Genomic DNA, 19,181 nt, shown 5'->3' with positions numbered 1-19,181 from the left:
ACCTGAACAGCGGACATCGGCCGGCGGGCCGGCCCGGTGCGGTTCCGGGCCGCCGCCGGCCCGCGGAGGCGGCGGCCCGCGGAGACGGCGGCCCGCGGAGATGGCGGACCGCGGAGGCGGCGGACCGGCGACCACGCCCGGCGCCGTCGCGGTCCGCGGCGCGGCGCCGTCCGCGGCGCTGGCGCGGGTCCGCGGCGGCCCGGCCGGCAGGCCGCGCGGCGGGCGGGACCGTGCCGGCGGCGCGGATCGGCTAGCGTGCTCCCCTGTGGACCGGCGGCGCGGCAGCCGGCGCGGTCCGCGCTCCCCCCGGACGGACCGCGCACAGTGGAGGTCGCATGGCCGTGGACCCCTGGACACCAGGACCGCGCCGCACCGAGATCCGCGTCGACCCGGCCGGCCTGCGCGCGTTCGCCCGCGAGGTCCGCACCGAGAACGAGGCGACGCTGCGCCCGCACGCCCGCACGGTCCTCGCCGACTTCGGCCAGGGGGTCCCCTTCGGCGCCCACGCCCGCAGCCGCGCCGTCGCCGCGGCCCAGGACCGGTACCGGCACGCCATGGTCCGCGCGATCGACACCCTCCACGCCTACGTCGCCGATGCCGACACCCTGGCCACCGCCGCGGAGCGGATCGCCGCCGCGTACGGCGCCACCGACGCCGCGGCCGCCGCGCACGCCGCCGACGTCGCCGCGACGCTCGCGGCGGCGCTTGCGCAGGTGCCGGCCGGCCCGGGGCCGACCCGGTGACGGCCGCGCCGCCGCCCGGCCTGGCGCCCCGCCCCGGCGGCCCGGTGGCCGACGGCTGCACCGACTGGTCGGCGCTGAGCGTGCCCGCGCTGTGGGCGTCGCTGGCCGACGTCGGCGACCGGCGCGGCTGGCAGCAGTGCGCGACGTGGCGCCGCGCCGTCGAGGGGGTGGCGGTACAGCGGGAGCGCCTGGCGGCCTGCCGGGCGGCGCTGGTCCGCCGGTGGCCGCCGGAGCGCTCGCCCGCCGCGGCCGCCTTCGTCGCGCGGATCGACGAGCTGACCCGCTCGATGACCGAGGCCGAGGCCGCCGGCACGTCCACCGTGCACGGACTGGCCGGCCTGCTGGAGGCGCTGGAGGAGGCGCAGCGGCGGATCGCGCCCCTGCACCGGGAGTACCTGCGGGCCTCCGCCGACCTGACGCCGCGGTTCTGGTCCGACGAGGAGTCCCGGCTCAACGACCGGGCCCGCGCGGTGATGGCCGGGGCCGACGCCCGCGTCCGCCAGGAGACCGCCCGGCTGCGGCCGATGCCCACCTACGAGCACGACCGCAACATCGGCCCGGTCCACGCCGGCCGGCTCCCGCCGCGGGGGGCCGACGCGGTCCCGCAGCCCGAGCGGCCGGCGCCGCCGGGCGGGGGCGGGGCCGGCGGCGCCCACCTCAGCGGCGGAACCGCGCCCGCCCCGGACGGCGGGCCGCCGCGGGCCGCCGGTCTCCCCACGGGCGAGCCCGCGCCGCCGCCGGTGCCGGGCGCGACCGGCCCGGTCCCGCCGGCCGGCACCTGGCGGCCGGTGCACCCACCGCCGCCGCCGGGGACGAGGCCGACCGCGCCGCCCGGTGCCGCCGCCCCCGGCACCGCCCTGCCGGGCACCACCGCGCCCCCGTGCACCGCCCCGGCCCCCGGCACCGCCGGGTCGTCGGGTGCCGCCGGGCCGTCGGGAACAGCCGCCGGCGCGGGCCGCCCGCGCGGGGCCGGCCTGGCGGTCCCCGGACCGGACGGCGTCATCCGCGGCCACGCGGGCCAGGTGCCCCCTGGGGAGGCGGCCGTGCGGAGTCCAGGGCGGCCACCCGCGGGCGGGCCGCCCGGGCCGGGCCAGCCGCTCCTGGCGGGCGGACCCGCCGGGGCGGCGCCGCAGGGGGCCGCCCGAAGCGGCGCGCGGACCCCGTACCGACCGCACGACGTGCAGTGGACCGTCAGGACCGCGGGCCCAGCCGTGATCGACACTCCGCCGGAGGCGGGGCCGCACGACCCGGGCCCGGGAAAGGTGATCGGACCGTGAGGCGACGGACCGGGCTGCGGCGCGCGCTCGCCCTGCTCGCCGCCGGCCTCCTCGGCGCGGGCGGGTCGGCACCGGCGGCCGCCCTGCCCCCGCGCGGCAAGCAGTGGCACCTGGCGTACCTGCGCGTCGAGGAGGCCCACGGCATCTCCACCGGCGAGGGCGTCGTCGTCGCGCTGATCGACACCGGCGCCGACTCGGGGCACCCCGACCTGACCGGCCAGTTCCTGCCGGGCAGGGACTTCACCGGCGGCACCGACGACCGGGTCCGCGACGACGCCGACCCCGACGGCCACGGCACGGCCATGGCCGGTCTCATCGCCGCCCACGGCCGGACCGCGGGCGGCGCGCTCGGCCTGGCTCCCGGTGCCCGGATCCTGCCGATCAGGACCAGCACCGGCCGAGGCCGGACCAGCGGAATCGAGGAGGCCGTCCGCTGGGCGACCGCCCAGGGCGCCGCGGTCATCTCGATCTCCTCGGTCGGCCCCGCCGGGATCGCCGAGCAGCAGGCGGTCGCCGAGGCGGTCCGGGCCGGCGTCGTCGTCGTGGCCGGCGTCGGCAACCGCCCCCAGTCGCAGGCCGTCGGCTATCCGGCCGGGTACCCGGGCGTCCTCGCGGTGGCCGGCGTCGACCGCAGGGGCCGGCACGTCCCCAGCTCCGTCACCGGCCCGCAGGTCATGCTCGCCGCGCCCGCCGCCGACATCACCACGACCCTGCCCCGGACGGCCGGCCGCTACTACACCGGGGACGGCGGGACCAGCAGCGCGACGGCGATCGTCGCGGGGGCGGCGGCGCTGGTGCGGGCCGAGTACCCCCAGCTCACCGGCCCGCAGGTCGTCGCCCGGCTGACCGGTACCGCCGACGACCGGGGTGCCCCCGGCCGCGACCCCGAGTACGGTTACGGCGTCCTCAACCTGGCCAACGCCCTCACCGCCGACCTGCCCGGCCAGCCCACGAGCCCGCCCACGCTCGCCGCCGCCGCCCCGGCCGCGCCCTCGTCGCGCCCCTGGGTGGTCTACCTGGTCGCGCTCGGCGTACTCGCCGCGACCGCCGCCGTGGCCACCGTCTGGTACTGGCGACGCCTGACCGCCCGGCCCTCCCGCGCGGCGACGGGGCCGGGGGCCCGCTGAGGCCGTCCCGCACCCCGGGACGTGGCACAGGGCACGGCGGAAGGTCCACATTGCCCGGCGCGGCTGCTAAGTTGACCTAGCTCGCCGTCCGCAGCCACCGACGCCCGCGGACGGGGACGCAGCCCCCTGCCCGGCGCAGACCCCCTGCTCGACACAGACGCCTGCGCGACGCAGACCACCTGCCCACGCGCCGACCGGAGCCGCCATGCCTGCCATCTTCCTCGTCCACGGCGGCCTGTGGGAGGACCTGGACGCCGAGCGGTTCTGGGGGGCGACCGGCGTGCGCGCCGGGCTCGCCGAACACGGGCTGCGCACGCTCGCCCCCGACCGGTTGGTCCGGGCCCCGTCGTGGGCCGCGGAGGCGGCCCACCTGGTCGCCGCCCTGCCCCCGGAGCCGGTGACCGTCATCGCGGGGTCGCACGGCTGCTCCGCCGCCGCGCGCCTGGCGCTGGCGCGGCCCGAGTCGGTGGCGGCCCTGCTGCTGGCCTGGCCGGCCACGGCCGGCGACCCCGACGTGGACGCCTCGGCGCACGCCCGCCTGGACAGCGTGGGCGCCCGGACCACCGAGGTGTCGCACCTGCTCGACGGCCAGGTGCTACGCGGCGTCAGCGAGACGGACCTCGGCTGCCTGGCGATGCCCGTCGGCGTACTGCCCTCGGTACCGGAGGACCGGCAGCACCAGCGCCGCACCGTCGACGCGCTGCTGGCCCGGATCCCGCACGCCCGGGAGCTGCCCGGGTGCCCGGCCCCGCCGGCCGCGGACTTCGCCGACCACCTACCGCGGCTGGTCGGTTCCCTTCTCGGGTTCGTCGACGACGCCGTCGGCTGCTGAGCCGCCCGACCCGACATCGCCCGCAACGCCGACAGCGGGCGGCGCGGCACGGACAGCGGGCGGCGCGGCGTCGACAGCGGGCGCCGCGGCCGGGTCCGCCCCCGGCGGGTCCGGCGGGCCGGGCCGGGCCGCGGCGGTGTCTACGGCGGCCGCCGCCGCCAGTTCCCGGTCGTACCGCTCCTCGGTCACCACGTCGTAGCCGCCGCCGTCGGCGGCCTCGCGCGGCAGCAGGAACTCGCGCGGACCGCGGACGGTCATCAGGTAGGCGACGGCGGCGGCGAACACCACCAGCGACATCCACGCGTTGAACCGCATCCCCAGCACCACCGGGGCGTCGTCGACGCGCATCAGCTCGATCCAGAACCGGCCGACCGTGTACGCGGCGACATACAGCGCGAACGCCCGCCCGCGGCCGAACCGGAACCGCCGTTCGAGGACGAGGATCAGCACCGCGACGCCGACGTTCCACAGCGCCTCGTACAGGAACGTGGGGTGGTAGAGGCCGGGCAGGGTCAGCGGCTGGCCGTCGGGGCCGGGCAGCGCCTGGCCGGGGTTGACCCGGTCCATCACGTGCACCTGCAGGCCCCACGGCAGCGTCGTCAGCCCGCCGTGCAGCTCGTTGTTGAACCAGTTACCGAACCGGCCGACCGCCTGCGCCAGCGGCAGGCCGGGCGCCAGCGCGTCGGCGAACACCCGCAGCGGGATGCCGACCTGGCGGCAGCCGAGCCACGCGCCCACCGCCCCGCCCGCGACGGCACCCCAGATGCCGAGGCCGCCCTCCCAGATGTAGAGCGCCTTGACCGGTTCGCCGTTGTAGCCGAAGTAGTCGTTCCAGGAGGTCAGGACGTGGTAGACGCGCGCGCCGACGACGCCGAACGGGACGGCCCAGACCGCCACGTCCAGCACGACCCAGGGGGCCACGCCGCGGCGGCGCAGCCGCACCTCGGTGACGGCGCAGGCGATGACGATGCCGGCGACGATGCACAGCGCGTACGCCCGGACCGGGAACGCGCCCAGGTGCCAGACGGCGGTGGTCGGGCTCGGGATCGCGGCGAGGTTCACGCTTGCACCTTAGCGGCGGCCCGGCCGGACGGGGAGCGCCGCACACCGGCGGCGAGGTCCGCCGACAGCGCCCGCAGCGCGGCGAGGCCGGCCGGCTCGTCCGGGGCGTCGAGCAGGCAGCGGATGAGGGCGCTGCCGACGATCACCCCGTCGGCGTACCCGCCGACGGCGGCGGCCTGGTCGCCGTCGCGCACGCCCAGGCCCACGGCCACGGGGATCGCGGGGTCCGCCGCGCGGACCCGGGCCACCAGTGCGGGCGCCGCGCTGGAGGTCCGCTCCCGGGCGCCGGTGACGCCCATGACGCTCGTGGCGTACACGAAGCCGCGGCAGTGCCCGACCGTCATCGCCAGCCGCGCGTCGGTGGACGAGGGCGCGACCAGGAAGACCCGGTCCAGGTCGTACCGGTCGGCGGCCGCCAGCCACTCGCCGGCCTCGTCGGGGATCAGGTCGGGGGTGATGAGGCCGACGCCGCCCGCGGCGGCGAAGTCGCGCGCGAACCGGTCGGGCCCGTACTTCTCCACCGGCGCCCAGTACGTCATCATCGCCACCGGCGCACCGGCGGCGGCGACCGCCTCGACGATGCGCAGGACGTCCGCGGTCCGCACGCCGCCGGCCAGGGCGATGTCGCTGGCCCGCTGGATCACCGGGCCGTCCATCACCGGGTCGGAGTACGGCAGCTCGACCTCGACGATGTCGACGCCCGCCTCGACCATCGCGGTCATGGCGGCGATGCTGCCCTCGACTGTGGGGAAGCCCGCCGGCATACAGCCGACGACGGCGGCCCGGCCCTCGGCCCGGGTGCGGGCGAACGTGTCGGCCAGCGTCACCGCGGTCCCCCCTCGGTGTCCAGCAGGTCGAAGTACGCGGCCGCGGTGTGCATGTCCTTGTCGCCGCGGCCGGAGAGGTTCACGACGATCGTCGGCTCCCGGCCCAGCGCCGCGGTCAGCTCCGGGACGACCGCGACCACGCCGGCCAGCGCGTGCGCGCTCTCGATCGCCGGGATGATGCCCTCGGTGCGGCAGAGCTGGCGGAAGGCCGCCATCGCCGCGGCGTCGTCCACCGCCCGGTACGTCGCGCGGCCGCTGTCGTGCAGCCACGCGTGCTCGGGGCCGACGCCCGGGTAGTCGAGCCCGGCGGAGATCGAGTGCGACTCGACGGTCTGGCCGTCGTCGTCCTGCAGCACGTAGGTGCGGGTGCCGTGCAGGACGCCGACGCCGCCGCCGCTGATGCTGGCGGCGTGCCGGCCGGTGCCGACGCCGTCGCCGCCGGCCTCGAAGCCGTACAGCCGCACCTCGGCGTCGTCGAGGAACGGGTGCATGATGCCGATCGCGTTGGACCCGCCGCCGACGCAGGCGGCCACGGCGTCCGGCAGCGCGCCGGTCGCCTCCAGGCACTGGGCCCGCGCCTCGACCCCGATCCCCCGGACCAGGTCGCGGACCAGCTCCGGGAACGGGTGCGGGCCGGCGGCGGTGCCGATCAGGTAGTGGGTGTCGTCCACCGTGCTCACCCAGTCGCGCAGGGCCTCGTTCATCGCGTCCTTGAGAGTGCGCGAGCCGGTCGTGACGGGGACGACCGTCGCGCCCAGCATCCGCATCCGGGCGACGTTGAGCGCCTGCCGGCGGGTGTCGACCTCGCCCTGGTAGACGACGCACTCCAGGTCGAACAGGGCGGCGGCCGTGGCGCTGGCCACGCCGTGCTGCCCGGCGCCGGTCTCGGCGATGATCCGCCGCTTGCCCATCCGCCGGGTGAGCAGCGCCTGGCCCAGGACGTTGCGCACCTTGTGCGCGCCGGTGTGGTTCAGGTCCTCGCGCTTGAGCAGGATCCGGGCGCCGACCTCGGCCGACAGCCGGGTCGCCGGGTACAGCATCGAGGGCGTGCCGGCGTACTCGCGCAGCAGCCGGTCGAACTCGGCGGTGAACGCCGGGTCGACTCTGGCCTCCCGCCACGCGCCGTCGAGCTGGTCCAGCGCGGCGACGAGCGCCTCGGGCATGAACCGCCCCCCGAACCGGCCGAAGTGGCCGGTCGCGTCGGGTACCGCGGGCGCCCCCATCAGCTCGGCCTCGGGGTGGCGGGGTGGCTGCCGGCCGTCACCAGGGCGGCGACCGCGTCGCGCGGGCTCGCCTGGGTGACCAGGCCCTCGCCGACGAGCACCGCGTCGGCGCCGGAGGAGGCGTACCGGATCAGGTCGTGCGGCCCGCGCACGCCCGACTCGGCGATCTTGACGACAGCGGCGGGCAGGCCGGGCGCGATCCGTTCGAAGACCGTGCGGTCGACCTCCAGGGTGCGCAGGTCGCGGGCGTTGACGCCGATGACCTTGGCGCCGGCCTCCAGCGCGCGGTCGGTCTCCTCGATGTCGTGGACCTCCACCAGGGCGGTCATGCCCAGCGACTCGATCCGCTCCAGCAGGCCGACGAGGACGTTCTGCTCCAGCGCGGCGACGATCAGCAGCACCAGGTCGGCGCCGTACGCCCGGGCCTCGTGGACCTGGTAGCTGGAGACCACGAAGTCCTTGCGCAGCAGCGGCACGTCGACCGCGGCCCGGACGGCCGCCAGGTCGGCGAGCGAGCCGCCGAACCAGCGGCCCTCGGTCAGCACGCTGATCACCCGGGCGCCGCCGGCCGCGTACTGGATGGCCAGCTCGGCCGGGTCCGGGATGTCGGCGAGCGCCCCCTTCGACGGCGAGGAGCGCTTGACCTCGGCGATGACGGCGACGCCGGGGCGGCGCAGCGCGGCGTACGCGTCGATCGGCGGGGGCGCGGCCGCGGCGCGGGCCCTCATCTCCTGCATGGGGACGGACTGCTCACGCGCGGCGATGTCCTCGCGCACCCCGGCCAGGATCTCGTCGAGCACGCTGCCGGAACCGCCGCCGCTCTGTCTCGTTGTCACCAACGGACTCCCCCCTCCGGGTGTCATGCGCCGATGCTAAGTGCTCGCCCTCCCGGCGCTGGCGTGGGGGTATGGCGTAGCTCACGGTACGTAGTACCGCATAATCCGCGAACGGGCCGGCAGCGGCGCCTTCCGCGCACGTATACCTGCCGCCGCGACCACGCTCGGTTACACGGTGGGGTCCTCGCCCCGGTCCAGCGCCCGCCACGCCGCCGCGTCCCCGGCTCCGCCGCGGGAGTCACCCGGACGGGTGTCGCCGGTCGGGGTGCCGGCGCCGGCCGGGCCGTCGTCGCGGGCGTACCGGGCCCCCAGGCCCGGCCACCGGCCGGCCTCGCGGATGGCCAGCACGCCGCAGGCGGTGACGACGGCGCCGCAGGCGGCCACCACCACCGGCCACAGCGGCCCGGCGCCCTCGGTCACCGCGGTCGTCGGCCCCGCCACGAAGCCGACGCCGATCAGCACCAGGACGCCGCCGACGACCCGCCGCAGCAGGCCGGGTACCGCGACGAGCGCACCGGCGCCGGCCAGCGCGACCAGCGCCGTGGCGGGCAGCCAGGGCAGCGTGCCGGCGCCGGTCAGGCTGGCCGCCCCGCCGGGCAGGGTCGAGGGTCCCGGGCCGTCCCAGGTGGCCCAGGTGCGGCCGCTGGCCCACAGCGCGACGGCCGACGCCAGGGCGCACACCGCCACGACACCGGTCATCCGGCGGCGGGCCGGTGCGTCGGCGGGGACGGAGTCTTCGCTCATGCGCCCAGGCAACCACGGGCGGGCCGGCGGCGGCAGCGGGACGGCCGCACGGTCACCGGGCCGGGCGCAGGGTCTCGGCGGCGGCGATGGCCGTCAGCACGGCGGCGGCCTTGCTGCGGGTCTCCCGCTCCTCGGCCGCGGGGTCGGAGTCGGCGACGATGCCGGCGCCGGCCTGGACGTACGCGCGGCCGCGCCGGATCAGCGCGGTGCGGATGGCGATGGCCATGTCCAGCTCGCCGCCGAATCCGAGGTAGCCGACCGTGCCCCCGTACAGGCCGCGGCGCGCCGGCTCCAGCTCGTCGATGATCTCCATCGCGCGCACCTTCGGGGCGCCGGACAGCGTGCCCGCCGGGAACGTCGCCGCCAGCGCGTCGTACGCCGTGCGGTCCGCACGCAGGTCCCCGGTGACCGTGGAGACGATGTGCATGACGTGGCTGTACCGCTCGATCGCGGCGAACTGCGGCACGCTCACCGTCCCCGGCGCGCACACCCGCCCGAGGTCGTTGCGGCCGAGGTCCACGAGCATCACGTGCTCGGCCCGCTCCTTGGGGTCGGCGAGCAGCTCGGCGGCGAGCCGGGCGTCGGCGTCGGCGTCGCCGCCGCGCGGCCGGGTGCCCGCGATCGGGTGCAGCAGCGCCCGCCGCGCCGGACCCTCCGCGGTGACCTTGACGTGCGCCTCGGGGGACGAGCCGACGATGTCGAAGTCGTCGAACCGCAGCAGGTACATGTACGGGCTGGGGTTGGTGGTCCGCAGGACCCGGTACACGTCCAGCGGGTCGGCCGCGGTGGCGCGCTCGAACCGCTGGGACACCACGATCTGGAAGCACTCGCCGGCGCGGATCGCCTCCTTGGCCGCCTCGACCGCCTTGGGGTACTCCCCGTCCGGGGTCCGGCTGACCACGCCCGCCATCGGGTCCACGGCGCCCGCGGCGAGGGTCGAGACCACCGGCGGCGTGGGCCGGGAGAGGGCCGAGGTCATCGCGTCCAGGCGCCCGATCGCGTGGTGGTACGCGGCGGCGACGGCCGCCTCGTCGCGGTGCGCGGGCAGGACGGCGTTGGCCACCAGGATGGCCGCCCCGGCGTAGTGGTCCAGGACCACCAGGTCGGTGGCCAGCATCATGCCCAGCTCGGGGACGCCCAGCTCGTCAGCGGTGTGCGCGGGCAGCGTCTCGAACCGCCGGACCGCGTCGTAGGCGAGGTAGCCGACCATCCCGCCGGTCAGCGGCGGCAGCCCGGCCTCCGGGCCGGTCCCGCCGGCCGGGCCGGACAGCGCCGCCACCGTCGCCGCCAGCGCGGCGAGCGGGTCGCCGTCGACCGGCACGCCGTCGGGCGGGGTGCCCAGCCAGTGCGCGGCGCCGCCGCGCGCGGTGAGGGTGGCGCTGCTGCGCACCCCGACGAACGAGTACCGGGACCACGCCGAGCCGGCGCCGTGCTCGGCGGACTCCAGCAGGAACGTGCCCGGGCCGCCGGCCAGCTTGCGGTACACCCCCACGGGCGTCTCGCCGTCGGCGAGCAGGCGCCGGACGACCGGCACGACGCGGCGGGTCGCCGCCGCGGCCGCGAAGCCGGCCGGGTCGGGACTGACTGCTCCGGTGGTCACGCGGACCCCTCCTGCGCGCTGCGGCCGCCGACGGCGGCCGGGACGGACTCGCTGAAGCAGGTGCGGGTGCCGGTGTGGCAGGCGGGCCCGACCTGGTCGACGCTGACGAGCAGGGCGTCGCCGTCGCAGTCGAGCGCGACGGATTTGACGTACTGGTGGTGGCCGGAGGTCTCGCCCTTGACCCAGGGCTCGCCCCGGCTCCGGGACCAGTACGTCGCCCGGCCCGAGTCCAGGGTGCGCCGCAGCGCCGCCCGGTCCATCCAGGCGAGCATGAGCACCTCGCCGGTGTCGTACTGCCGCACGACCGCGGCCACCAGCCCGTCGCGGTCCCAGCGCACCCGGACGACCGCGTCGCCCCCGTCCACGCCGGCCGGCGGCGTGTCGGCCGGCTCGGTTCCCGATTCGTCCCGTGTCCCGTCCACGGCCCCATCCTCCCCTACGTCCCGCACCCATCACAGCCCCCGGCCCGGCCGCCTGCGGCGATCACGCGGACGCGGACACCGCACCCCTGCCTCGTTGCGTCCGGCGGTGAATTCACCTACCGTTGAATTCATCATTCGGTGAAAATTCGGAGGTGGTGGCATGGGAGTCGTCGAGGTGGCCGGGCTGGTGGTCGAGCGGGGCGGGCGGACCGTGCTGCACGGCATCAGCGCCCGGATCGCGGCAGGCAGCGTGACCGGCCTGCTCGGGCCCAGCGGCAGCGGCAAGACCACGCTGATGCGGGCCGTGGTCGGCGTCCAGAAGATCCGGGCCGGCACGGTGACGGTGTGCGGGTCGCCCGCCGGCTCGGCGCCCCTGCGCCGCCGCGTCGGCTACGTCACGCAGGCACCCAGCGTGTACGCCGACCTCAGCGTCCGCGAGAACGCGCGCTACTTCGCCGCCCTCGTCGGGCGGGACGCCGCGGCGGCCGACGCCGCCGTCGCCGATGTCGGGCTGGCCGCGGCCGCCGGCCAGGTGGTCGGGTCGCTGTCGGGCGGGCAGCGCAGCCGGGCGTCCCTGGCCTGCGCGCTCGTCGGGGCGCCCGAGCTGCTCGTCCTCGACGAGCCGACCGTCGGCCAGGACCCGGTCCTGCGCGAGGACCTCTGGCAGCGCTTCCACGCCCTGGCCGCGGCCGGCACCACCGTCCTGGTGTCCAGCCACGTGATGGACGAGGCCGGCCGGTGCGACCGCCTGCTGCTCGTGCGCGAGGGCCGGCTGGTCGCCGACGACACCCCGGCCGGGATCCGCGCCAGTGCCGGCACCGACGACCTGGACCGGGCGTTCCTGCGGCTCATCCGCCGCGACGGCGCGGGGGCGGCGTGATGTCGGCGCGCATCCTGGGCGCGACCATCGGGCGCATCCTGCGCCAGCTCCGCCACGACCGCCGCACGGTCGGCCTCGTCGTCGCCGTGCCGACGCTGCTGCTGACCCTGCTGTACTTCATGTTCGAGGGCGCGCCGTCCACGTTCGACCGGGTGGCCCTGGTGATGCTGGGTGTCTTCCCGTTTATCATGATGTTCCTGGTCACCAGCATCGCGATGCTGCGGGAGCGGACGACCGGCACGCTGGAGCGCCTGCTCACCACGCCGCTGGGCCGGCTGGACCTGCTGTTCGGGTACGGGGTCGCGTTCGGCCTGGCCGCCGCGGTGCAGGCGGCGGTCGCCGCCGGTGCGGCGTACTGGCTGTTCGGGCTGGACACCGCCGGCTCGCCGGCCCTGGTCGTGCTGATCGCCGTCCTCAACGCCGTACTCGGGGTCGGGCTGGGCCTGCTGTGCAGCGCGTTCGCCCGGACCGAGTTCCAGGCCGTGCAGTTCATGCCGGTGGTGGCGCTGCCGCAGCTCCTGCTCTGCGGGCTGTTCGTACCGCGGGAGCAGATGGCCGGCTGGCTGCAGGCCGTCAGCGACGCGCTGCCGCTGTCGTACGCGGTCGAGGCGCTCGCCCTCGTCGGCCGGCAGGCCACGCCGACCGGCGACACCTGGCGGGACATCGCCGTCGTGGCCGGCGCCGTGGTCCTGACCCTGGTGCTGGCGGCGGCGACGCTGCGGCGGCGGACGGACTGAGCGCCCGGGGCGCCCCGCCCGCGCGCCGGGGCGCCCCGGTGATCGCTGGGTAAGGTCGACGGGGGGAGGTGCCGTGACGGGTAGGAGTGGGCGGCGGGCCGGCAAGCCGGACACGCGGGGCGCGATCCTGGCGGCCGCGCGCGAGGCGTTCGGGGCGCGCGGCTTCGACCGCGCGTCGGTCCGCGGCATCGCGGCCGACGCGGGCGTGGACCCGGCGCTGGTGCACCACTACTTCGGTACCAAGGAGCAGCTTTTCCAGGCCACCCTGGCGATCCCGATCGACCCCGGGCAGGTGCTGTCCACGATGCTCGACGGGGACCGCGACCGCGTCGGGGAGAATCTGGTGGCCGCGGGCCTGGCCGCCTGGGACTCGCCCGCGGGCGTCGCCGCCGCGGCGCTGCTGCGCTCGGCCATGACCAGCGAGTGGTCGGCCCGGCTGCTGCGCGAGTTCCTGCTCACGCAGGTGCTGCGCCGGGTACGCCGCCGCCTCGACCTCGACGGCCCGGACGCCGACTGGCGCCTGGGCCTGGCCGCCTCACAGATGGCCGGGCTGCTGGTGATGCGGTACCTGCTGCGGATGGAGCCCCTGGCCTCCGCGCCGCGGGCGCAGATCGTGACGACCGTCGGGCCCACCATCCAGCACTACCTGACCGGCGCGCTGGACCTGCCCGCCGCCTGAGGACCCTGCGCGATCGCCTCGCGCAGGCGCTGCAACTGGGCCGGGGCGGCCGGGGTGGCCTCGACGAAGTCCACCGGCGTCACCTCGATCGTCGCGCCGGCCCGCTCCAGCCGCACCGCGGCGAGGTCGACGTGGTGCAGGACCGCGCCGCGGCCGACGTCCAGCAGCATCCCGGTCGGGTGGGCGGCGGCGAAGTCCAGCGCCGCGGCGCGCGCCGCCACGTCCTCCAGCGCCCGGACCCAGCCGCTGAGCCAGACCCGGCCCAGCGTCGCGCCGGCGCCGGGGCACGGCAGGTCGGCGATCTCCAGGACGGCGGCGACCGTCCGGTGGTCCCCGGGCCGTGGGCGCAGGGCCCGGCCGGCGGGGCTGCCCTCGCGGCTGAGCAGCAGCAGGCGGCCGTGCGCGTCGCAGGCGTAGCAGACCGGCTGCGGGCCGGGCCGGCACGCGACGTGGAGGCTGCCGGGCAGGCGGCTGGCGACGAGGGCGCGGGCTACGGCCGCGGGACTGGGCCACATGTGTCCTCCACGAGGCGGTTGACCGGTGTACGCGCCCGCGGTTTGTGGCGGGTGCGACTTTGGTTAGGCAACCCTAATAGACCGTGCGACGCGGTGGGGAACCGCACCGGCGGACCGCCCTCGCCACCGCCCGCCGACCGCCCGCGGGTGCCGTCGGCGGGCGGGTACGCTGGGCCGGATCGCATCCGGTCGGCGGCGTCCGATACGCTGGCCGGAACCCGTCCGCTCGGCTTGCCGACGGACACCCCGCGCGGCGACCTGTGCCGTGCGCTGAGCGCACCAGTCCGCTGGCGCGCTTCGCGCATCGCACAGCGGCGCCCGCGCGGCACGGACCGCAGCCGGCCAGCCGGCCCACGCGGTCCCACCCGGGCGGCGCCCAGTCGCCGACCCGGGAGTGCTCGGGCGACGTGACCTGTCACGCCGGCCCGACCGCGCGCCGGTGCCTGACCAGGCTCCGGCGCTAAGGCCATGTGCGGTGTTGCCCGGCAACGCCGCGAACCCACGCTTGGAGACCACGGTTTGAACACCCCGCGGCCCAAGGCCCGCCTTTCCCGGGCCCTCGGCATTCCGCTCACCCGCAAGTGCGTCAAGTACTTCGAGCGGCGCCCGTACCCGCCGGGCGTCCACGGACGCGGCCGGCGCAAGCCCTCCGACTACCAGGTCCGGCTGCTGGAGAAGCAGCGGCTGCGCCACCAGTACAACGTGAGCGAGAGCCAGCTCCGCAAGGCCTTCGCCGAGGCCGTCCGCTCCGCCGGCAAGACCGGCGAGGTGCTCGTCAGCCTGCTGGAGCGCCGGCTGGACGCCACCGTCGTGCGCTCGGGCCTGGCCCGGACGATCTACCAGGCCCGCCAGATGGTCGTGCACGGCCACATCCAGGTCGACGGCGCCAAGGTCGACCGGCCCTCGTACCGGCTGAAGCCGGGCCAGGTCATCACGGTCAAGGAGCGCAGCCGCGCCACGACGCCGTTCCAGGTGGCCGCCGCCGGCGCCAACGCCGACGGCCCGACCGCGCCGTACCTGTCGGTCGCGATCTCCGAGCTGACCGTCACCGTGCTGCGGGCGCCGGAGCGCTCCGAGGTGCCGGTGCACTGCGACGAGCAGCTCGTCGTCGAGTTCTACTCCCGCTGACCCGGCCGCCGGCCGCCGCCGGCACCTCGGGAACGCCGGGAAAGGGGCCGCGGACATCGTCCGCGGCCCCTTTCCCGTGTCCTGCCGCGGTCGTCAGCGGGTCTGGGCGAGCCAGGAGGCGTGCAGGCGGCCGTACACCGAGTCGGGCACCGCGACCAGGTCGTCGTGCGGGCCGCGCTGCACGATCCGGCCGGCGTCGAAGACCAGCACCTCGTCGGCCACCTCCGCCGTCGAGAGCCGGTGCGCGATGATCACCGTCGTGCGGCCGCGGGTCACCGCCTCCAGCGCCCGCTGCAGCCGGACCTCGGTCGCCGGGTCCACCGCGCTGGTGGCCTCGTCGAGCACGAGCAGGTCCGGGTCCGCCACGTACGCCCGCACCAGCGCCACGAGCTGCCGCTCCCCCACGCTCAGCGCCTCCCCGCGCTCGCCGACCGGCGTGTCCAGCCCCTCCGGCAGGCCGTCCGCCCAGTCGCCGAGCCCCAGCTCGCCGCACGCCCGCCGCACGTCCGCGGCGGAGAGGTCCGGGGCGGCGAAGCGGATGTTGCCGGCCACCGTGGCGTCGAACAGGAAGCCGTCCTGGGGCACCATCACCACCCGCGCGCGCAGCGAGTCGAACCGCACCCGCGGCAGCAACACGTCCGCGAGGTGGACGGTGCCGGCGGTCGGGTCCATCAGCCGCGTCAGCAGCTTGGCGAACGTGGTCTTGCCGCTGCCGGTCTCCCCGACGACGGCCACGCGGGACTTGGCGGCGATCTCGACGTCGATGTCGCGCAGCACCAGCGGCCCGGCCGCGGAGTAGGCGAACTGGACGCCGCGGAACCGGATGTCCACCGGCCCCGCCGGCAGCGCCACGCCCTCGGCGCCGGGGTCCGCGACGTCCGGGGTGAAGTCGAGCACGTCCAGGACCCGCCGCCAGCCGGCGATCGCGTTCTGCGCCTCGTTGAGGACCTCGGTGGCGATCTGCACCGGCTGGACGAACATCGTCACGAGAAACAGGAACGCGGTCACGGTGCCGACGCTGAGCGCGCCCCCGGCGCCGAGGAAGGTACCGGCGACGACCACCGCGGCCAGCGCCAGCCCCGCCGCCAGCTCGCCGATCGACGTGCCGAACACGCTCGTGCGCAGGGCGTGGTACTGGGCGCGGCGGTGGCTGTCGACGGCCGAGTCCAGCCGCCGGGCGGTGCGGTCGGCCACGCCGTACGCGCGGATCACCGGGGCGCCCACGACGCTCTCGGACACCGCCCCCAGCATCGCGCCGACCCGCTGGCGCACCTCGCCGTAGGCGCCGGCCAGGCGCCGCTGCTGGGTGCGGATGACGAGGATCCCCGGCAGGAACACGGCGTACATCAGCAGGGTGAGCTGCCAGGAGTACACGAGCATCACGATCGTGGTGACCACGATCTGGCCGGCGCTGACGAGCAGGATCACGCCGCCCCACTGGATGAACTGGGTGATCTGGTCGACGTCGCTGGTCACCCGCGACACCAGCGTGCCGCGCCGCTGCGCCTGCTGGTGCAGCATCGACAGGTCGTGGACGTGCCGGAACGCCCGCACGCGCAGGTTGGCCAGCGCCGTCTCGCTGACGGTGAACAGCCGCCGCACCATCAGGTACCCGGCGAGGCTGGTGACCGCGAGGACCACGGCCGTCGCCGTCACGATCGTCAGGACGGCGCCGACGTCCGGCCCGCCCGGCGCGTTGATCCCGTCGTCGATGGCCCGCTGGACGGCGATCGGCGCCGCCGCCCGCCCGGCCAGCGACACCAGGGCCAGGGCGAGGGTGCCCGCCAGGCCGGTGCGCAGTTCCGGCGAGAGGGCCAGGCCGCGGCGCAGCGTGGCCCAGGTCGTCTCCTCGGGGGTCGGTGCGCTCACGCGGGCTCTCCACTGTAGGCCGGGTCCTCGTCGTAGGCGTGCGCCTGGGTGCGCTCGGCGTCGGCCTGCTCGTAGGCGCTGACCAGCGCGGCGTACCCCGGCACCGTGCGGAGCAGGTCGGCGTGCGTGCCGCGGCCGCGCACCGTGCCGCCGTCGAGGTACACGACCTCGTCGGCGAGGGTGATGGTCGCCCGGCGGTAGGCGACCACCAGGATCGTCGCCGCGGGCGCGCGCCCGCGCAGGCCCGCCAGGATCGCGGCCTCGACCCGCGGGTCCACCGCGCTGGTCGCGTCATCGACGACCAGCAGCCGCGGCCGCCCGGCCAGCGCACGGGCCAGCGTGAGGCGCTGCCGCTGGCCGCCGGACAGCGTCGCGCCGCGCTCGCCCAGCTCGGTGTCCGGCCCGGCGGGCAGGTGGTCGACAAAGGCGGTGGCCTGGGCCAGGTCCAGCGCCGCGCGGACGGCGGCCTCGTCCACGCCGGGCCGTTCGAGGGCGACGTTGGCCCGGACGCTGTCGTCGAACACGAACGGCGTCTGCGGCACCAGCGCCACGGCCGCGGCCAGCGCGTCGGCCCGCAGACCGCGCAGGTCCGCGCCGTCGAGCCGGACCACGCCGGCCGTCGGGTCGACCAGGCGCGCGGCCAGCGCCGCGAGGGTGGACTTGCCCGCGCCGGTCGGGCCGACCAGCGCGACGGTGCGCCCCGCGGGCACCGTGAAGGTCACGTCGCGCAGGACCGGCAGGCCCGGCGTGTAGGCGAACGTGACATCCTCGAACGCCAGCGCCGCGCCGGCCCCGCCGGCCGCCGCCGCGGCGCCGTAGGGCATCTCCCCGGTCGCGGCGAGCACGCTGCGCACCCGGTCCCAGCCGGCGACGCTGCGCGGCAGCTCGCTGAGTACCCAGCCGATCGCCCGGACAGGGAAGGCCAGCACCGTGAACAGCAGCGTCACGCTGACCAGCTCCTCCACGCCGATCGCCCCCGCCCGCAGCCGCCACGCCCCGACGAGCAGGGCGGTGAGGGTACCCAGCGTGGGCAGCACCTCCAGGACGGGGTCGAACGCCCCGCGCAGCCGGCCGACGGAGATCAGCGCGTCCCGGAGCTGCCCGGCGCGCTCCCGGAACCGCGCCGTCTCGGCCGCCTCCCGGCCCATCGCCTTGACCACGAGCGCGCCGTCGAAGCTCTCGTGGGCGATGTCGCTGACCTCGCCGCGCAACTGCTGCGCCCGGGCCTGCCGGGGCGCCATCCGCCGGGAGTAGACGACGTTGACGCCGAACAGCGTCGGGAAGACGCCGAAGCCGACCAGCGCCAGTACCCAGTCGGTGGCCAGCAGCGACCCGAGGGCGGCGACCAGCATGACCACGGTGCCGACGGCGAACGGCAGCGGTGCGATCGGGAACCACGCCGCCTCGACGTCGGAGTTGGCGTTGGACAGCAGTGTGCCGGTGGAGTGCCGGTGGTGCCAGGACAGTGGCAGCGACAGGTACCGGCGGGTGACCCGGCGGCGGTACCGCGCCTGCATCTGGAACTGCATGTACCCGGCACCGAGCCGGCGGCCGAAGATGCCCGCGATCCGCAGCAGCGTGACGGCGACGAAGGCCGCCCCGGCGGCGGCGAGGGTACCGGTGGCCACCGACCCCGAGCGGACGGCCGGCACGACCACGTGCCCCACGACGTACCCGGACAGGTAGGCGCCACCGATGATCAACAGGCTGTAGACGACGCTGCCCAGCACGCCGACGGTGAACAGGCGCGGCTGCTCGGCGACGGCGCGCCCCAGGACCCGCAGCCCCCGCCAGATGATCCGCCGATCGGTCCTCGCCGTCACACACCGCCCCCTGTCACACCGCTCGCGGCGGCCGCCGTCCCGACGTCACCGCGTCCCTGGCCCCGCCAGGCGCTGACCCCACCGGACAGGGACCACGACTCCTGCCGGACAGGGACCACAACCGCCGCCGCCGGACACTGATTCCCATCCTCGCCCACCGGTCCGACATCGCCGCCCGCACCGCGATCGCGCGCGCCCGGCGAAACCGTCATTTACGATGCTGCGCATGAACCGGTACGCCGGCGCCGAGCGGCGCGCCCTCGCCGACGCCCTGGAGGCCGCCGGCCCCGACGCCCCGACGCTGTGCGAGGGCTGGGCGACCCGGGACCTCGCCGCCCACGTGGTGCTGCGCGAGCGCCGGCCCGACGTCGCGGTCGGCCTGGTCGTGCCGGCGCTGCGCGGCCACGTCGACCGGGTGCTGCGCGCCCGCGCGGCGACGCCGTACCCGCAGCTACTCGCCGACCTGCGGCAGCCGCCCTGGTGGTCGCCGATCAGCAACCCGCTGCTGGACGGCGCGCTCAACGCCACCGAGTTCTTCGTCCACCACGAGGACGTCCGGCGCGGCCGGGCCGGCTGGGCGCCCCGCGAGCTGTCCCCGGCGTACGCCTCTGCGATCTGGGGACAGGTGCGCGCCATGGCCCGCTGGTCGCTGCGCCGGTGGCGGGGCGCGGTCCTGCTGGACGCGCCGGGGTACGGCCAGTACCGGGCCGGGCTCGGCGGCGAGCCGGTCCGGGTCACCGGCGCGCCGGCCGAGCTGCTGCTGTTCCTGACCGGCCGGCAGCGCGACACCCGCACACAGGTTACCGGCACGCCGGTGCTGGCCGACCGGCTGCGCGGCGCCCGGCTGGGCGTCTGAG

19 protein-coding genes are annotated in these 19,181 nt (G+C 77.0%); 9 read left to right on the top strand and 10 right to left on the bottom strand.

The window, feature by feature from the left end; genetic code table 11:
* The first annotated feature begins 335 nt into the window (after positions 1–335).
* The 4 genes from IEY75_RS07235 to IEY75_RS07220 all read left to right on the top strand — a co-directional run bounded on the left by IEY75_RS07235 (position 336) and on the right by IEY75_RS07220 (position 3,979).
* Positions 336–743: a hypothetical protein gene (locus tag IEY75_RS07235; RefSeq protein ID WP_189113449.1), complete on the top strand. Its 408-nt coding sequence runs from the start codon at positions 336–338 to the stop codon at positions 741–743.
* Complete coding sequence (locus IEY75_RS07230; RefSeq protein ID WP_189113448.1) at positions 740–2,020, top strand: hypothetical protein; 1,281 nt, start codon at positions 740–742, stop codon at positions 2,018–2,020. The genes IEY75_RS07235 and IEY75_RS07230 overlap by 4 nt, the downstream gene beginning before the upstream one ends.
* A complete protein-coding gene (locus IEY75_RS07225; protein ID WP_189113447.1) occupies positions 2,017–3,147 on the top strand; it encodes a S8 family serine peptidase in 1,131 nt (376 codons plus the stop codon). The genes IEY75_RS07230 and IEY75_RS07225 overlap by 4 nt, the downstream gene beginning before the upstream one ends.
* A gap of 205 nt (positions 3,148–3,352) precedes the next feature.
* On the top strand, positions 3,353–3,979 hold the full coding sequence (locus IEY75_RS07220; RefSeq protein ID WP_189113446.1) for an alpha/beta hydrolase: 627 nt from the start codon (positions 3,353–3,355) through the stop codon (positions 3,977–3,979).
* Here IEY75_RS07220 and lgt read toward each other — a convergent pair.
* The 7 genes from lgt to hisI all read right to left on the bottom strand — a co-directional run bounded on the left by lgt (position 3,923) and on the right by hisI (position 10,693).
* A complete protein-coding gene (gene lgt, locus IEY75_RS07215) occupies positions 3,923–5,041 on the bottom strand; it encodes a prolipoprotein diacylglyceryl transferase (RefSeq protein ID WP_229789422.1) in 1,119 nt (372 codons plus the stop codon). The two genes, IEY75_RS07220 and lgt, sit on opposite strands and share 57 nt — an antisense overlap.
* Positions 5,038–5,868 carry a tryptophan synthase subunit alpha gene (trpA, locus tag IEY75_RS07210; protein WP_189113445.1) on the bottom strand — a complete coding sequence of 277 codons (831 nt, stop codon included), beginning with the start codon at positions 5,866–5,868 and terminating at the stop codon, positions 5,038–5,040. Before trpA ends, lgt begins: the two co-directional genes overlap by 4 nt.
* Positions 5,865–7,091, bottom strand: a complete 1,227-nt coding sequence (gene trpB, locus IEY75_RS07205; protein WP_189113444.1) for a tryptophan synthase subunit beta — start codon at positions 7,089–7,091, stop codon at positions 5,865–5,867. Before trpB ends, trpA begins: the two co-directional genes overlap by 4 nt.
* Positions 7,091–7,891, bottom strand: a complete 801-nt coding sequence (gene trpC, locus IEY75_RS07200) for an indole-3-glycerol phosphate synthase TrpC (RefSeq protein ID WP_229789450.1) — start codon at positions 7,889–7,891, stop codon at positions 7,091–7,093. Before trpC ends, trpB begins: the two co-directional genes overlap by 1 nt.
* A gap of 204 nt (positions 7,892–8,095) precedes the next feature.
* Entirely contained in the window at positions 8,096–8,671 is a 576-nt protein-coding gene (locus tag IEY75_RS07195; RefSeq protein WP_189113442.1) for a Trp biosynthesis-associated membrane protein, read from the bottom strand.
* A 52-nt stretch (positions 8,672–8,723) separates the two neighbouring features.
* Positions 8,724–10,271 (bottom strand): anthranilate synthase component I, encoded by a 1,548-nt coding sequence (locus IEY75_RS07190; RefSeq protein ID WP_189113441.1) that lies wholly within the window; start codon positions 10,269–10,271, stop codon positions 8,724–8,726.
* On the bottom strand, positions 10,268–10,693 hold the full coding sequence (gene hisI, locus IEY75_RS07185; protein ID WP_189113440.1) for a phosphoribosyl-AMP cyclohydrolase: 426 nt from the start codon (positions 10,691–10,693) through the stop codon (positions 10,268–10,270). Before hisI ends, IEY75_RS07190 begins: the two co-directional genes overlap by 4 nt.
* A gap of 160 nt (positions 10,694–10,853) precedes the next feature.
* Here hisI and IEY75_RS07180 point away from each other — a divergent pair, with 160 nt between their 5' ends.
* The 3 genes from IEY75_RS07180 to IEY75_RS07170 all read left to right on the top strand — a co-directional run bounded on the left by IEY75_RS07180 (position 10,854) and on the right by IEY75_RS07170 (position 12,989).
* The gene (locus IEY75_RS07180) at positions 10,854–11,573 is read left to right on the top strand and encodes an ABC transporter ATP-binding protein (protein WP_189113439.1); all 720 of its coding nucleotides are present in this window, start codon (positions 10,854–10,856) and stop codon (positions 11,571–11,573) included.
* A complete protein-coding gene (locus IEY75_RS07175; RefSeq protein WP_189113438.1) occupies positions 11,573–12,310 on the top strand; it encodes an ABC transporter permease in 738 nt (245 codons plus the stop codon). The genes IEY75_RS07180 and IEY75_RS07175 overlap by 1 nt, the downstream gene beginning before the upstream one ends.
* A gap of 73 nt (positions 12,311–12,383) precedes the next feature.
* Positions 12,384–12,989, top strand: coding sequence for a TetR/AcrR family transcriptional regulator (locus IEY75_RS07170; RefSeq protein ID WP_189113437.1), 606 nt, complete (start codon positions 12,384–12,386; stop codon positions 12,987–12,989).
* Here the strand turns inward: IEY75_RS07170 and IEY75_RS07165 are convergent.
* Positions 12,953–13,504 carry a hypothetical protein gene (locus tag IEY75_RS07165; RefSeq protein WP_189113436.1) on the bottom strand — a complete coding sequence of 184 codons (552 nt, stop codon included), beginning with the start codon at positions 13,502–13,504 and terminating at the stop codon, positions 12,953–12,955. The two genes, IEY75_RS07170 and IEY75_RS07165, sit on opposite strands and share 37 nt — an antisense overlap.
* Before the next feature lie 519 nt (positions 13,505–14,023).
* Here IEY75_RS07165 and rpsD point away from each other — a divergent pair.
* Entirely contained in the window at positions 14,024–14,632 is a 609-nt protein-coding gene (gene rpsD / locus IEY75_RS07160) for a 30S ribosomal protein S4 (RefSeq protein WP_189113435.1), read from the top strand.
* Between the two features lie 93 nt (positions 14,633–14,725).
* Here rpsD and IEY75_RS07155 read toward each other — a convergent pair whose 3' ends face one another.
* Both IEY75_RS07155 and IEY75_RS07150 read right to left on the bottom strand, forming a co-directional pair.
* Positions 14,726–16,501: an ABC transporter ATP-binding protein gene (locus IEY75_RS07155; protein WP_189113434.1), complete on the bottom strand. Its 1,776-nt coding sequence runs from the start codon at positions 16,499–16,501 to the stop codon at positions 14,726–14,728.
* A complete protein-coding gene (locus tag IEY75_RS07150) occupies positions 16,498–18,324 on the bottom strand; it encodes an ABC transporter ATP-binding protein (protein WP_229789421.1) in 1,827 nt (608 codons plus the stop codon). Before IEY75_RS07150 ends, IEY75_RS07155 begins: the two co-directional genes overlap by 4 nt.
* Before the next feature lie 226 nt (positions 18,325–18,550).
* Between IEY75_RS07150 and IEY75_RS07145 the strand changes: the two genes are divergently transcribed.
* Positions 18,551–19,180, top strand: coding sequence for a TIGR03085 family metal-binding protein (locus IEY75_RS07145; protein WP_189113433.1), 630 nt, complete (start codon positions 18,551–18,553; stop codon positions 19,178–19,180).
* The last annotated feature ends 1 nt before the right edge of the window (position 19,181 follow it).

The sequence above is a fragment of the Pilimelia terevasa genome (assembly GCF_014647915.1).
Classification (GTDB): Bacteria; Actinomycetota; Actinomycetes; order Mycobacteriales; family Micromonosporaceae; genus Pilimelia; species Pilimelia terevasa.
This window is presented reverse-complemented; position numbering and strand designations above follow the sequence as displayed.

What these genes read in the sequence shown, in the direction of transcription:
- IEY75_RS07235 (WP_189113449.1), top strand. Translation starts at nt 336, where the DNA reads ATGGCCGTGGACCCCTGGACACCAGGACCGCGCCGCACCGAGATCCGC.
- IEY75_RS07220 (WP_189113446.1), top strand. Translation starts at nt 3,353, where the DNA reads ATGCCTGCCATCTTCCTCGTCCACGGCGGCCTGTGGGAGGACCTGGAC.
- trpB (WP_189113444.1), bottom strand. Translation starts at nt 7,091, where the DNA reads ATGGGGGCGCCCGCGGTACCCGACGCGACCGGCCACTTCGGCCGGTTC.
- IEY75_RS07195 (WP_189113442.1), bottom strand. Translation starts at nt 8,671, where the DNA reads ATGAGCGAAGACTCCGTCCCCGCCGACGCACCGGCCCGCCGCCGGATG.
- IEY75_RS07180 (WP_189113439.1), top strand. Translation starts at nt 10,854, where the DNA reads ATGGGAGTCGTCGAGGTGGCCGGGCTGGTGGTCGAGCGGGGCGGGCGG.
- IEY75_RS07175 (WP_189113438.1), top strand. Translation starts at nt 11,573, where the DNA reads ATGTCGGCGCGCATCCTGGGCGCGACCATCGGGCGCATCCTGCGCCAG.
- IEY75_RS07165 (WP_189113436.1), bottom strand. Translation starts at nt 13,504, where the DNA reads ATGTGGCCCAGTCCCGCGGCCGTAGCCCGCGCCCTCGTCGCCAGCCGC.
- IEY75_RS07145 (WP_189113433.1), top strand. Translation starts at nt 18,551, where the DNA reads ATGAACCGGTACGCCGGCGCCGAGCGGCGCGCCCTCGCCGACGCCCTG.